The following is a 13,331-nucleotide window of genomic DNA, read 5'->3' on the forward strand; positions in this document are numbered from 1 at the left end:
ATCGCTCACGTGTTACGTAAAGATTTCATCTGAGCGCAATTTCTGGCACTCCGTGCCTTGCCAGGTGACACGGCGTGCCATACGTTGAATATGTCCGGGCGGCCGGCGTGCAGAGACCTTTCGTACGCCGGCTGTCCCCGCAAGCCAATGGCGAGCGCGCCCGGACGCCTGCGTCACAGGCACCCTCCTGCGCCACAAAGCGCTGCCACAGCACCACCTCCGCCGAACCGACGGCACCCCTCACACCAGCAGCAGCACCGACGTAACCCTCAGCGTCTCCCCTCAAGACGCCACTTCGCCGGAGGCAACACCGTGAAGGAAATCCTGGACGCGATTCAGTCCCAGACGGCCACGTCTGCCGACTTCGCCGCACTGCCGCTCCCCGACTCGTACCGCGCGATCACCGTGCACAAGGACGAGACGGAGATGTTCGCCGGGCTCAGCACCCGCGACAAGGACCCCCGCAAGTCGATCCACCTGGACGACGTGCCGGTGCCGGAGCTCGGCCCCGGCGAGGCCCTGGTGGCCGTCATGGCGTCCTCCGTGAACTACAACTCGGTCTGGACGTCGATCTTCGAGCCGGTGTCGACCTTCAACTTCCTGGAGCGCTACGGGCGGCTCAGCGATCTCAGCAAGCGCCACGACCTGCCGTACCACATCATCGGTTCTGACCTCGCGGGCGTCGTCCTGCGCACCGGCCCGGGAGTCAACTCCTGGAAGCCCGGCGACGAGGTCGTCGCGCACTGTCTCTCGGTCGAGCTGGAGTCGTCCGACGGCCACAACGACACGATGCTCGACCCCGAGCAGCGCATCTGGGGCTTCGAGACCAACTTCGGCGGGCTCGCCGAGATCGCGCTCGTCAAGTCCAACCAGCTGATGCCGAAGCCGGACCACCTCAGCTGGGAGGAGGCCGCCGCTCCGGGCCTGGTGAACTCGACCGCGTACCGGCAGCTCGTCTCCCGCAACGGCGCCGGCATGAAGCAGGGCGACAACGTCCTCATCTGGGGCGCGAGCGGTGGACTGGGCTCGTACGCCACGCAGTTCGCGCTCGCCGGCGGCGCCAACCCGATCTGCGTCGTCTCCAGCGAGCAGAAGGCGGACATCTGCCGCTCGATGGGCGCCGAGGCGATCATCGACCGCAACGCCGAGGGCTACAAGTTCTGGAAGGACGAGACCACCCAGGACCCGAAGGAGTGGAAGCGCTTCGGCAAGCGCATCCGCGAGTTCACCGGCGGCGAGGACATCGACATCGTCTTCGAGCACCCCGGCCGCGAGACCTTCGGCGCCTCGGTCTACGTCACCCGCAAGGGCGGCACCATCACCACCTGCGCCTCGACCTCGGGCTACATGCACGAGTACGACAACCGCTACCTGTGGATGTCGCTGAAGCGGATCATCGGCTCGCACTTCGCGAACTACCGCGAGGCCTGGGAGGCCAACCGCCTCGTCGCCAAGGGCAAGATCCACCCCACGCTCTCCAAGGTCTACTCCCTGGAGGACACCGGGCAGGCCGCCTACGACGTGCACCGCAACCTCCACCAGGGCAAGGTCGGCGTGCTCGCCCTCGCGCCCCGCGAGGGCCTGGGCGTGCGCGACGAGGAGAAGCGCGCGCAGCACATCGACGCCATCAACCGCTTCCGGAACATCTGAGGTCACGTAGATGACTGAGCGTCAGACCAGCGACGGGCGGCGGGAGAAGGACCGGCCGTGGCTCATGCGCACGTACGCCGGCCACTCCACCGCCGAGGCGTCCAACGAGCTGTACCGGCGCAACCTCGCCAAGGGCCAGACCGGCCTGTCGGTCGCGTTCGACCTGCCGACACAGACCGGCTACGACCCCGACCACATCCTCGCCCGCGGCGAGGTCGGCCGGGTCGGAGTCCCCGTCTCGCACCTCGGTGACATGCGCCGGCTGTTCCAGGACATCCCCCTGGAGCAGATGAACACCTCGATGACCATCAACGCCACCGCCATGTGGCTGCTGGCGCTCTATCAGGTCGTCGCCGAAGAGCAGGGTGCGGACATCACCAAGCTCCAGGGGACGACCCAGAACGACATCGTGAAGGAGTACCTGTCGCGGGGCACGCATGTGTTCCCGCCGGGTCCTTCGCTCCGTCTGACGACGGACATGATCTGCTACACGGTCAACCACATCCCCAAGTGGAACCCCATCAACATCTGTAGCTACCACCTACAGGAGGCGGGGGCCACACCGGTCCAGGAGATCTCGTACGCGATGTCCACCGCGATCGCCGTGCTCGACGCGGTCTTCGCGTCGGGGCAGATCCCCGAGGACCGCAAGGGCGATGTCGTCGCCCGTATCTCCTTCTTCGTGAACGCGGGCGTCCGCTTCGTCGAGGAGATGTGCAAGATGCGCGCGTTCGGGCGGATCTGGGATGAGATCACGCGTAAGCGGTACGGCATCGAGGACCCCAAGCAGCGGCGCTTCCGGTACGGCGTGCAGGTCAACTCCCTCGGTCTGACGGAGGCGCAGCCGGAGAACAACATCCAGCGGATCGTCCTCGAGATGCTGGCCGTGACGCTCTCGAAGGACGCACGCGCGCGTGCCGTACAGCTGCCCGCCTGGAACGAGGCGCTGGGCCTGCCGAGGCCCTGGGACCAGCAGTGGTCGCTGCGTATGCAGCAGGTGCTCGCCTACGAGAGCGACCTGCTGGAGTACGCGGACATATTCGAGGGCTCGCACGTCATCGAGGCGAAGGTCCAGGAGCTGGTCGAGGAGTCGCTGGCCGAGATCGACCGGATCCAGGAGATGGGCGGCGCGATGGCCGCCGTCGAGTCCGGCTACCTCAAGTCCCAGCTCGTCGCCTCGCACGCGGAGCGCCGGGCCCGGATCGAGTCGGGCCGGGAGAAGATCGTCGGCGTCAACATCTTCGAGTCGACCGAGCCGAACCCGCTGACGGCCGACCTGGACGCGGCGATCCAGACGGTCGACCCGGCGGTCGAGGCCCGGGTGATCGCGGCGCTGGGGACCTGGCGCGACACCCGCTACCAGCCGCCCTTCAACCACCCGCGCCCGTGCAAGGCGCTGGAGAAGCTGAAGGAAGCCGCCAAGGGCACCGGCAACCTCATGGAGGCCACCCTGGAGTGCGCCCGCGCCGGGGCCACGACCGGCGAGTGGGCCGGGGCGCTGCGCGAGGTGTTCGGCGAGTTCCGCGCGCCGACCGGTGTGTCCTCCGCGCCGGTCGCCGTCACCGCCGAGGCGGGCACCGCGCTCGCGCTGGTCCGTCAGAAGGTGGAGCTGACCGCGAAGGACATGGGCGTCGGCAAGCTCCGCTTCCTGGTGGGCAAGCCGGGCCTGGACGGGCACTCCAACGGCGCCGAGCAGATCGCCGTGCGGGCCCGTGACGCCGGGTTCGAGGTGGTCTACCAGGGCATCCGGCTGACGCCCGAGCAGATCGTGGACGCGGCCCTGGCCGAGGACGTGCACGGCGTCGGCCTGTCCATCCTGTCCGGTTCGCACGCGCAGCTCGTGCCCGACGTTCTCGACCGGCTCCGCGAGGCCGGCGCGACCGACATTCCGGTGATCGCGGGCGGGATCATCCCGAACGCGGACGCCGAACAGCTGCGGGCCGCGGGAGTGGCCGCGGTCTTCACCCCGAAGGACTTCGACATCACCGGAATCATCGGCCGTATCGTCGACGAGATCCGGAAAGCGAACAAGCTCGACCCCCTGGAGGTCCCCGCATGACCACGCCCGTCAACCGCCTGCGCCCGCGACGCTCCTGCCTCGCGGTGCCGGGAAGCAACCCCCGCTTCCTGGAGAAGGCCCAGGGCCTCCCCGCCGACCAGGTCTTCCTCGACCTGGAGGACGCCTGCGCCCCGCTCGCCAAGCCCGAGGCGCGGCACACCATCGTGAAGTTCCTCAACGAGGGTGACTGGACGGGCAAGACGCGGGTCGTGCGCGTCAACGACTGGACGACGCAGTGGACGTACCGGGATGTCGTCACGGTCGTCGAGGGCGCGGGCCAGAACCTCGACTGCATCATGCTGCCGAAGGTCCAGGACGCCCAGCAGGTCGTCGCGCTCGACCTCCTGCTCACCCAGATCGAGAAGACGATGGGCTTCGAGGTCGGCAAGATCGGCATCGAGGCGCAGATCGAGAACGCGCAGGGCCTGAACAACGTCAACGAGATCGCGCAGGCCTCGCCGCGCGTCGAGACGATCATCTTCGGCCCGGCCGACTTCATGGCGTCGATCAACATGAAGTCGCTGGTCGTGGGCGAGCAGCCGCCCGGCTACCCGGCGGACGCCTACCACTACATCCTGATGAAGATCCTGATGGCCGCCCGCGCCAACAACCTCCAGGCGATCGACGGCCCCTACCTCCAGATCCGCAACATCGACGGCTACCGCGCGGTCGCCCAGCGCGCCGCGGCCCTCGGTTTCGACGGCAAGTGGGTGCTGCACCCGGGCCAGGTCGAGGCGTCCAACGAGATCTTCTCCCCCTCCCAGGAGGACTACGACCACGCCGAGCTGATCCTGGACGCGTACGACTTCTACACGTCCGAGGCGGGCGGCAAGAAGGGCTCGGCGATGCTCGGCGACGAGATGATCGACGAGGCCAGCCGCAAGATGGCGCTGGTCATCTCGGGCAAGGGCCGGGCCGCCGGCATGCAGCGCACGTCCAAGTTCGAAGCCCCGGAGGCCTGAGCACCATGCAGTTCGGACGCACGTACGAGGAGTTCGAGGTCGGCGCGGTCTACAAGCACTGGCCCGGAAAGACGGTCACGGAGTACGACGACCACCTCTTCTGTCTGCTGACCATGAACCACCACCCGCTCCACATGGACACCAACTATGCGGAGAAGACGACGGACTTCGGGAAGAACGTCGTCGTCGGGAACTACATCTACTCGCTGCTGCTCGGCATGTCGGTCCCCGACGTCTCGGGCAAGGCGATCGCCAACCTGGAGGTCGAGTCGCTGAAGCACGTGGCGCCGACCTTCCACGGCGACACGATCTACGGCGAGACCACGGTCCTCGACAAGACACCCTCCAGGTCCAAGTCGGACCGCGGGATCGTCTACGTCGAGACCAAGGGCTACAAGCAGGACGGCACGCTGGTCTGCGTGTTCCGCCGCAAGGTGATGGTCCCCACCGAGACGTACATCAAGGAGCGCGGCGGCGAGCAGCCCGGCCGCCCGGAGCTCACCGCACCTGCGGAGAAGAAGACGGAGAAGTAGCCATGGCGCGACTCGCCCAGACCGCCGGTCTGACCGACATCCAGCAGGAGATCCTCTCCACCGTCCGCGACTTCGTGGACAAGGAGATCATCCCGGTCGCCACCGAGCTGGAGCACCGCGACGAGTACCCCCAGCAGATCGTCGACGGCCTCAAGGAACTGGGCCTGTTCGGCCTGATGATCCCGGAGGAGTACGGGGGCCTGGGCGAGTCCCTCCTCACCTACGCGCTCTGCGTCGAGGAGATCGCCCGTGGCTGGATGTCGGTGTCCGGCATCATCAACACGCACTTCATCGTGGCGTACATGCTCAAGCAGCACGGCACTCAGGAGCAGAAGGACCACTTCCTGCCCCGGATGGCGCTCGGCGAGGTGCGGGGCGCGTTCTCCATGTCGGAGCCGGCTCTTGGTTCGGATGTGTCCGCGATCTCGTCCAAGGCGGTCAAGGACGGCGACGAGTACGTCCTGAACGGCCAGAAGATGTGGCTGACGAACGGCGGCTCGTCGAATCTCGTGGCGGTCCTCGTCCGAAGTGACGAAGGACACCCCGAGGGCACGGCGCCCCACAAGTCGATGACGACCTTCCTGGTCGAGAAGGAGCCCGGCTTCGGAGAGGTCCGCCCCGGCCTCACCATTCCCGGGAAGATCGACAAGATGGGTTACAAGGGGGTCGACACCACCGAGCTGATTATGGACGGACTACGCGTTCCGGCCAATCGGGTACTCGGAGGCACGACCGGCCGAGGGTTTTACCAAATGATGGACGGAGTGGAAGTCGGCCGCGTGAATGTAGCGGCCCGTGGCTGCGGTGTGGCGCAGCGTGCTTTCGAACTCGGCGTCTCATATGCCCAGCAGCGTCACACTTTCGGCAAGCCGATCGCCCAGCACCAGGCCATCCAGTTCAAGCTCGCGGAGATGGCTACCAAGGTCGAGGCCGCCCATGCAATGATGGTGAACGCGGCCCGCAAAAAGGATTCCGGGGAACGAAACGACCTCGAAGCAGGGATGGCGAAGTACCTCGCGTCCGAATACTGCAAGGAAGTCGTGGAGGACGCTTTCCGGATTCACGGCGGTTACGGCTTCTCCAAGGAGTACGAGATCGAGCGCCTCTACCGGGAGGCCCCGATGCTGCTGATCGGTGAAGGGACCGCCGAAATCCAGAAAATGATCATCGGACGCAGGCTGCTCGAAGAGTATCGACTCCAGGGCTAGATGTCCGGGTTCGGGGTGTTTTCATCGAGAAGAAGATCACACCCCGTCAACACTCTTCGGCCGCCGACTCGGCTTCTTGGCTTGCCCAGTTGCGGCCCGCGACCGGTACGATCCCGGGAAAGCCGCCGTCCCCCGTTACAGCGCGGCATCATCCGCTACGAAGGTCATCCATGCCCCACAGCCAAACCTCTGCACCTCGCGGCCGGGTCCGCCTCGCGCGCGGAGCATCGCCGTGGCTTCTCCCGACCGTTGCCACCGCAGCACTCAGCCTGGTCCGGGCGCGCCGCTCCGGCGCCGCCAAGGCCGTGGCCGTACCCGCCACCGCACTGGCGGCGGGCATGCTGTGGTTCTTCCGCGACCCCGAGCGCGAGATCACTCAGGGCCGGGTCATCTCGCCCGCCGACGGCGTCGTCCAGAGCATCATGCCCTGGAAGGACGGGCGTACACGCGTCGCGATCTTCATGAGCCCGCTCAACGTCCACGTCAACCGCGCGCCGCTGTCCGGCACGGTGACGTCTGTCGAGCACATCCCGGGTGGGTTCGTTCCGGCGTTCAACAAGGAGAGCGAGAACAACGAACGCGTCGTCTGGCACTTCGACACCGAGCTCGGTGACATCGAGATGATCCAGATCGCCGGCGCGGTCGCTCGCCGCATCGTCCCGTACGTGCCGCAGGGCACCAAGGTCGAGCAGGGCGACCGGATTGGCCTGATCCGCTTCGGCTCGCGCGTCGACATCTACCTCCCCGAGGGTGTCGACGTCGACGTGGAGGTCGGTCAGAAGACCGTGGCTGGGGTGACTCGAATTGACCGTGATTGATCCTGAGACACAGACCGGCTGGGTGCCGGAGGCCGACGAGGTGGACGACGAGGAGGAGATGCCCCTCTCCCTCCGCCTCTCAATAGCGGACACGCTGACTCTCGGCAACGCCACGTGCGGCTTCATGGCGGTGTACTTCACCACCACCGGCATCCTGATCCCGCACCTCACGGGCAGCCAGGAGTCGGGCATGGCCCGGCACAGCGCGGCCACGGCGGTCATCCTGATGCTGTGCGCGGCGGTCTTCGACCTCTTCGACGGCCTCGTCGCCCGCAAGCTGCGCTCCTCACCCATGGGCGCGGAGCTGGACAACCTCTCCGACCTGATCAGCTTCGGCCTGGCACCGGCGTACTTCGTGCTGGTCTACGGCATGGTCGCGGACGACGCGCACCAGAGAGTGGCGGCGGTGGGGGCCATCGTGGTCCTCCTCGCGGTCGTCCTACGCCTCGCGCGCTTCTCCTGCGTGACGGTCAAGGACGGCACGTTCCAGGGCATGCCCTCGCCGTTCGGCGCGCTGACGGTCGTCTCCATCGTGCTCCTCGAGCTGCCGTTCGTCGCCACGCTCATGGCGATCATCGGCACCGCCTGGCTGATGGTGAGCCGAGTCGAGTACCCGAAGCCGCGGGGTCGTCTCGCGGTGGCGATGCTCTCCTGGATCGTGCTGTCGATGGGCCTGCTGGCGGCGTGGGCCTTCGACGCCCCCAGCGGCCAGCTGCTCCTCCAGACGGGCTGCGCGCTCCAGCTGGTCATGGGCGCGGTGATCCCCCTCTTCGCGACGGCGCGGCGGGTGAACAACTTCCGCGACAACCGCCGTGAGGCGCGTGCCGCGCAGTTGCCGTAGCGGATTGGTCGTAACGAGTACCCGAAGGGCCCCGAGCCAGTTGGCTCGGGGCCCTTCGGCGTGTGCCGCGTTCCCGGCCGCTCCGGCGTCTGCCGGGCTCAGACCAGGAAGTCCCGGGCGATGTTCTCCGCGACCCGCTCCAGGATCGGCCCCGCGTCCTCGATGCACTTCGCGATGTCCGGCTCGGACTCCGTCAGCGGGTACGCCCGCCGGATGCCGGCCCGCCCCAGCTCCTGCGGCGGCAGGGCGAGCCGCCCGCACACCGCGACGACCTCCTTGCCCGCCGCCCGAGCTGCCGCGGCCACACCCGCCGGCGCCTTCCCGTGCAGCGTCTGCTCGTCCAGCGACCCCTCGCCGGTGATCACGAGCGTGGCGCGGTCCAGCGCCGGCGCGAAGCCGAGCACGTCCAGCATCACCTCGATGCCGGGCCGGAACCCGGCGCCGAGCACCAGCGCCCCGTACCCGATGCCGCCCGCGGCACCCGCACCGGGCGCGGCGGCGTACTCCGCGGCCTTCGGCCCGATCGCCTTCTCCAGCACCGCCGCGAAGTGCGCCAGCGCCGCGTCCAGCGTGGCCACGTCGTCCGGTGCGGCGCCCTTCTGCGGCCCGTACACCGCGGGTGCGCCCTTCGGCCCGGTCAGCGGATTGTCGACGTCGCTCGCGAGGACCAGCTCGATCTCCGCGAGGCGGGGGTCGAGGCCCGAGAGATCGGCCAGGGCGAGCTCGCTCAGTCCGCCGCCCCCGGGAGCCACCGGCTCGCCCTCCGCGTCCACGAAGCGCGCACCGAGCGCGGCCAGCATGCCCGCCCCGCCGTCGGTCGTCGCGCTGCCGCCGACCCCGAACACGATGGTCCGCGCCCCGGCGTCCAGCGCGGCCCGCAGCAGTTCCCCGGACCCGTACGTCGACGCCGTGAGCGGCGCGAAGACACCTTTGGGCAGCCGTTGCAGCCCGCTCGCCTCCGCCATCTCCACGACCGCGGTGCCGCCGCGCAGCGCGAACGCCGCCGTGACCTCTTCGCCGAGCGGCCCGGCGACCCGCACCGCACGCCGCTCGAATCCGGCCGCGACCGCCGCGTCCACGGTCCCGTCGCCGCCGTCGGCCACAGGCAGCGCCTCGACCTCCACGGCGGGCGCGACCCGGCGCAGGCCGGCCGTCACACGCTCCGCGACCTGTACGGCGGTCAGCGACCCCTTGAACTTGTCCGCGGCGATGAGCACCCTGCGGGTCCCGTTGACTCCAGCGTCCGCCACCTTGCATTCCCCTTGCTCTCCGGGCCTTGCTCACGTCAAGGCAGTCGCGCCGCAGCGACCTTAACCGCAGGACGCACTCGCCGTCATGCCCCGCCGGGCCCCCGGAACACAGCGCATCCGCCCCCGGAATCGGGTACACCGAAGCTATGACCCCTGTGGGCACCGAACCGGATCTCGCCGACCGCGTCCTCGGCGGCTGGCTGGGCCGGATCGCGGGCAACATGCTCGGCAAACCGGTCGAGCAGGGCGACCACTGGACGCGGGAGCGCATCGACCGCTATCTGCGGCAGGCCGGGGCCCTGCCGCTCACCGACTATCTCCCCGAGCCCGTCGGCCCGGGCGCCGGCGACGAGTTCGCGCTGCGCCCCGAGTGGCGCCAGTGCGTACGCGGCCGTATCCACGGCAGCTGCCGGGACGACGACGTGGACTACGCGATCCTCGGCCTCCACCTCCTCGAGACGCACGGCTTCGGCTTCAGCACGGAGCAGGTGGGCGACCTATGGCTGCTGCGGCTGCCGTACCTCCAGACGTTCACGGCGGAACGGGCGGCCTACCGCAACCTCGCGGGCGGCATCAGACCACCGCTCACCGCGACGTACGAGAACCCGTACCAGGAGTGGATCGGCGCCTTGATCCGCGCCGACATCTACGGCTGGACGTGCCCCGGCGCTCCTTGGCGCGCGGCCTCGCTGGCCCGCCGGGACGCCGTGCTCTCCCACACCGGCAACGGGGTGTACGGCGCGATGTGGGCGGCGGCACTGATCTCGGCGGCGTTCACGGCACCCGGGGTGCGGGACGCCCTGGACACGGCCCTGACGGTCATCCCCGCGAGCAGCCGCCTCGCCCGCATCGTGCGCCGCGTCGCCTCGCTGCACGAGACCCGGCTGAGCTGGGAGGACACGCTCAGCACGGTGGCCGAGGAGACGGCGGGGCTCGGCTGGATCCATACGGTCCCGAACGCCGCGGTCCTCACGGCGGGGCTCCTGTACGGCGACGGCGACTTCACCCGCACGATCACACTGACGGTGCGCGGCGGCCTGGACACCGACTCGAACGGCGCGACGGCGGGCTCGGTGGCGGGCGTCCTCAGCGGGGCGGCCGCGATCCCGCCCCAGTGGAAGGACCCGCTGGAGGACACGGTCCGCAGTGCGGTGTTCGGCTTCGACGGGGTACGGATCAGCGAACTGGCCGCACGCACGCTCGCACTGGCGGAGACGGAACCGGAGACGGGGGCCGGCCCGGAGACGGGGGCCGCCGGGACCGGTCTGGACACTCCGTAGCGAGGCACAGCACGGCGAGGCGGGGGAGACCGGGCCGGAGGAACGGTCGACGAAGTCCCTGCCGGGAGCGCCGAGTTCGCCGCGCCGTGGCGGGATCACGACGTCACGGCGTTCCACTCCTCGGTCCGCCGCTGCGCCACCCGGAACGTCCGCGCGGACTGGATACCCTTCCGGAGTGACCACTCCACAAGACTTCGCCACGTACATCGCGGGCCTCCCCCGCGTCCTCGCCGGTGCCGCCGTGCTCTTCCGTGACGCCACGGGCCGGGTGCTGCTGGTCGAGCCCAGCTACCGGGAGGGCTGGGCGCTGCCGGGCGGCACGATCGAGTCGGACGACGGGGAGACACCGAGGCAGGGCGCACGACGGGAGACGGCCGAGGAGATCGGACTCGACGTCGAGCCGGGCCGGCTCCTGGCGGTGGACTGGGTGCCCGGAACGGCCCGCCCACCCCTGGTGGCGTACCTGTACGACGGCGGCGTTCTCGGCGAGGAGGACCTCAAGGCGATCCGCCTCCAGGAGGAGGAACTGCTGTCCTGGCGCCTCGTGCCGCGGGAAGAGCTTCCGGAATACCTTTCGGGCGCCCTGGGCCGTCGCGTCCTGGCCGGACTCGACGCGGTGGCCGAGGGTGCGGGGACGGCGGAGCTGGAGAACGGACACCGGGTGGGCTGATGCCGCCGGGCCCGGTCAGTCAGGAGCTGAGGATCCTGCGCTTCTGTTCCTCGAATTCGGTCTCGGTGAGGACACCCTGGGCCTTGAGCTCCCCGAGCTGCTTCAACTGATCGATCTTGCTGCTCATGTCGTCGGCAGGCGGGGCGGGAGGGGGCTGGGCGGCCGGCGGGGCCTCCTGATACTCCTGCTGGGCCCATCGCCCCTGCTGGCGGCGTGACACGCGGTTCGACACGGCGGTCGCCGTACCGGCCACTACGGCTGTGCGGGCGACCCCGCGGCAGGAGACCTGGCACGGCGGTTTCCTTTCTTGCAGGATGCATGCTCCCTGCCGAAGGCACGCGTCTCGCCGGAGGCATGCGACACAAACAGTCCACCGAGCGACACACAATTCTCGGTGCACCGGACACTCCCATTGGAGCACCGGATGAATTCCCTCGCACATCGGCCTTCGTGCTGCCCTGCGTAAATACCGACGTTCTGCCGGACTGTGATTCTCGTGGCAAGCTGAAATGTGGCCACCGGCCGGTTCGCTGGTCAGTGGCGAGGCCTACGTGGGAGGAGCTCACAATGACCACGACTGGAATGCAGCAGCGGCACGGGACCGGAAGTGGCAGCGGAGGAGCCTGGGTGTCCGGCTGGACCGCATTCGCCGGGGCCATGATGATCCTCGGCGGGACGATGGCGGTATTCGAAGGAATCTCCGCCATCGTCCACGACGATGTCTTCATCGTCACCAACAGCTACTCCTACAACTTCAACCTGACGGGTTGGGGCTGGATCCACCTCATCCTCGGCATTCTGGTCTTCTTCGCCGGCATCGCCGTGTTCCGTGGTGAGCTGTGGGCACGCATCACCGGAATCGTGCTGGCCGGCCTGTCGATGATCGCCAACTTCATATGGCTGCCGCACTCCCCCTTCTGGGCCATCGTGCTGATCGTCGTGGATGCCTTCGTCATCTGGGCGCTGTGCGTCGGAACCGACCGGGACGCCGCCCGCACCACCGCCTAGCGGCCTAGCTGGCCGCGCCGTCCCGGGCAACCCGGCGGGTGGGTGTTGGGCCGTTCGGCACCGGACGGCACCCCGACCGGCTGAAAGGAGACGTGCCACCGAGCCGTACTGATCCACCCATGTTTTCTTGGTGGGGCGGATTCCTCCGGATCTCCGCATCGGCACCCACAGGGAGACACGAGTGGAAACCACCGGAAGTGACGGTCGCCAGCCCCTTGCCCCCCAGCTCCTCAAAGGACAGAAGGCGCTGGTGACGGGTGCGAATTCCGGCATCGGCAAGGCCACGGCGATCGGCCTGGGACGCGTGGGCGCCGATGTGGTGGTGAATTACGTGGCCGGGCGGGACGCCGCGGAAGAGGTGGTGCGCGAGATCGAGAGTTTCGGCGTCCGCGCCTACGCACACGAGGCGGACGTGTCACAGGAGGACCAGGTCGCCGACATGGTTTCCCGTATGGTCAAGGAGTTCGGGACCATCGACGTCATGGTGGCGAATGCGGGACTCCAGCGCGATGCCCCCGTCATCGACATGACCATGGCCCAGTGGCAGAAGGTGCTGGACGTCAATCTGACCGGACAATTCCTGTGCGCCCGTGAAGCGGCCAAGGAATTCATGCGGCGCGGCGTCGTCCCGGAGGTTTCACGCTCGGCAGGGAAAATCATCTGCATGAGTTCGGTCCACCAGATCATCCCCTGGGCGGGCCATGTGAACTACGCGGCGTCCAAGGGCGGGGTGCTGATGATGATGGCGACCCTCGCCCAGGAGCTGGCACCCCACCGGATCCGGGTCAACGCCGTTGCTCCGGGGGCGATTCGCACACCGATCAACCGCAGCGCCTGGGACACCCCGGAGGCCGAGGCCGACCTTCTCCGGCTCATCCCCTACCGCCGCGTCGGCGACCCGGACGACATCGCGAACGCGGTGGCCGCTCTGGCGTCCGACCTCTTCGACTACGTCGTGGGGACCACGATCTATGTGGACGGCGGCATGACGCTGTTCCCCGGTTTCGCCACGGGTGGCTGACGCCCGCTGCCCCTCAGCAGCCGTCCGGCAC

General features: G+C 68.6%; 13 protein-coding genes. 11 read left to right on the top strand and 2 right to left on the bottom strand.

All coding sequences use genetic code 11. The features are described from left to right. Window positions 1–312: 312 nt before the first annotated feature. From ccrA to pssA, 7 genes are all read left to right on the top strand, one after another. Window positions 313–1,650, top strand: coding sequence for a crotonyl-CoA carboxylase/reductase (ccrA, locus tag GTY58_RS10075; protein ID WP_010983350.1), 1,338 nt, complete (start codon window positions 313–315; stop codon window positions 1,648–1,650). A gap of 10 nt (window positions 1,651–1,660) precedes the next feature. Next, window positions 1,661–3,709, top strand: coding sequence for a protein meaA (locus GTY58_RS10080; protein WP_010983351.1), 2,049 nt, complete (start codon window positions 1,661–1,663; stop codon window positions 3,707–3,709). Continuing rightward, window positions 3,706–4,671: a CoA ester lyase gene (locus tag GTY58_RS10085; protein ID WP_010983352.1), complete on the top strand. Its 966-nt coding sequence runs from the start codon at window positions 3,706–3,708 to the stop codon at window positions 4,669–4,671. Before GTY58_RS10080 ends, GTY58_RS10085 begins: the two co-directional genes overlap by 4 nt. Window positions 4,672–4,676: 5 nt before the next feature. Beyond that, window positions 4,677–5,204: a MaoC family dehydratase gene (locus GTY58_RS10090; protein ID WP_010983353.1), complete on the top strand. Its 528-nt coding sequence runs from the start codon at window positions 4,677–4,679 to the stop codon at window positions 5,202–5,204. Between the two features lie 2 nt (window positions 5,205–5,206). Further along, window positions 5,207–6,412 carry an acyl-CoA dehydrogenase family protein gene (locus tag GTY58_RS10095; RefSeq protein ID WP_010983354.1) on the top strand — a complete coding sequence of 402 codons (1,206 nt, stop codon included), beginning with the start codon at window positions 5,207–5,209 and terminating at the stop codon, window positions 6,410–6,412. A 170-nt stretch (window positions 6,413–6,582) separates the two neighbouring features. Beyond that, window positions 6,583–7,230, top strand: a complete 648-nt coding sequence (locus GTY58_RS10100; RefSeq protein ID WP_010983355.1) for a phosphatidylserine decarboxylase — start codon at window positions 6,583–6,585, stop codon at window positions 7,228–7,230. A gap of 22 nt (window positions 7,231–7,252) precedes the next feature. Next, a complete protein-coding gene (gene pssA, locus GTY58_RS10105; RefSeq protein ID WP_037647344.1) occupies window positions 7,253–8,071 on the top strand; it encodes a CDP-diacylglycerol--serine O-phosphatidyltransferase in 819 nt (272 codons plus the stop codon). A 98-nt stretch (window positions 8,072–8,169) separates the two neighbouring features. Here the strand turns inward: pssA and GTY58_RS10110 are convergent, their stop codons facing one another. After that, window positions 8,170–9,321 carry a glycerate kinase gene (locus GTY58_RS10110; protein WP_010983357.1) on the bottom strand — a complete coding sequence of 384 codons (1,152 nt, stop codon included), beginning with the start codon at window positions 9,319–9,321 and terminating at the stop codon, window positions 8,170–8,172. A 146-nt stretch (window positions 9,322–9,467) separates the two neighbouring features. Between GTY58_RS10110 and GTY58_RS10115 the strand changes: the two genes are divergently transcribed. Beyond that, a complete protein-coding gene (locus GTY58_RS10115; protein WP_010983358.1) occupies window positions 9,468–10,601 on the top strand; it encodes an ADP-ribosylglycohydrolase family protein in 1,134 nt (377 codons plus the stop codon). 175 nt (window positions 10,602–10,776) lie between these two features. Next, window positions 10,777–11,271, top strand: coding sequence for an NUDIX hydrolase (locus GTY58_RS10120; RefSeq protein WP_010983359.1), 495 nt, complete (start codon window positions 10,777–10,779; stop codon window positions 11,269–11,271). A 19-nt stretch (window positions 11,272–11,290) separates the two neighbouring features. Here the strand turns inward: GTY58_RS10120 and GTY58_RS10125 are convergent, their stop codons facing one another. Continuing rightward, complete coding sequence (locus tag GTY58_RS10125) at window positions 11,291–11,584, bottom strand: SHOCT domain-containing protein (protein WP_042494315.1); 294 nt, start codon at window positions 11,582–11,584, stop codon at window positions 11,291–11,293. Window positions 11,585–11,838: 254 nt separating this feature from the next. Here GTY58_RS10125 and GTY58_RS10130 point away from each other — a divergent pair, with 254 nt between their 5' ends. Then, window positions 11,839–12,279: a hypothetical protein gene (locus GTY58_RS10130; RefSeq protein ID WP_010983360.1), complete on the top strand. Its 441-nt coding sequence runs from the start codon at window positions 11,839–11,841 to the stop codon at window positions 12,277–12,279. Window positions 12,280–12,460: 181 nt separating this feature from the next. After that, window positions 12,461–13,300 (top strand): SDR family oxidoreductase, encoded by an 840-nt coding sequence (locus GTY58_RS10135; RefSeq protein WP_010983361.1) that lies wholly within the window; start codon window positions 12,461–12,463, stop codon window positions 13,298–13,300. The last annotated feature ends 31 nt before the right edge of the window (window positions 13,301–13,331 follow it).

Source organism: Streptomyces sp. SID5469 (assembly GCF_009862865.1).
GTDB classification, from domain to species: domain Bacteria; phylum Actinomycetota; class Actinomycetes; order Streptomycetales; family Streptomycetaceae; genus Streptomyces; species Streptomyces avermitilis.

Coding starts and splice junctions, on each gene's coding strand:
- GTY58_RS10080 (WP_010983351.1), top strand. CDS start 1,661: ATGACTGAGCGTCAGACCAGCGACGGGCGGCGGGAGAAGGACCGGCCG.
- GTY58_RS10095 (WP_010983354.1), top strand. CDS start 5,207: ATGGCGCGACTCGCCCAGACCGCCGGTCTGACCGACATCCAGCAGGAG.
- GTY58_RS10090 (WP_010983353.1), top strand. CDS start 4,677: ATGCAGTTCGGACGCACGTACGAGGAGTTCGAGGTCGGCGCGGTCTAC.
- GTY58_RS10130 (WP_010983360.1), top strand. CDS start 11,839: ATGACCACGACTGGAATGCAGCAGCGGCACGGGACCGGAAGTGGCAGC.
- GTY58_RS10100 (WP_010983355.1), top strand. CDS start 6,583: ATGCCCCACAGCCAAACCTCTGCACCTCGCGGCCGGGTCCGCCTCGCG.
- GTY58_RS10085 (WP_010983352.1), top strand. CDS start 3,706: ATGACCACGCCCGTCAACCGCCTGCGCCCGCGACGCTCCTGCCTCGCG.
- GTY58_RS10115 (WP_010983358.1), top strand. CDS start 9,468: ATGACCCCTGTGGGCACCGAACCGGATCTCGCCGACCGCGTCCTCGGC.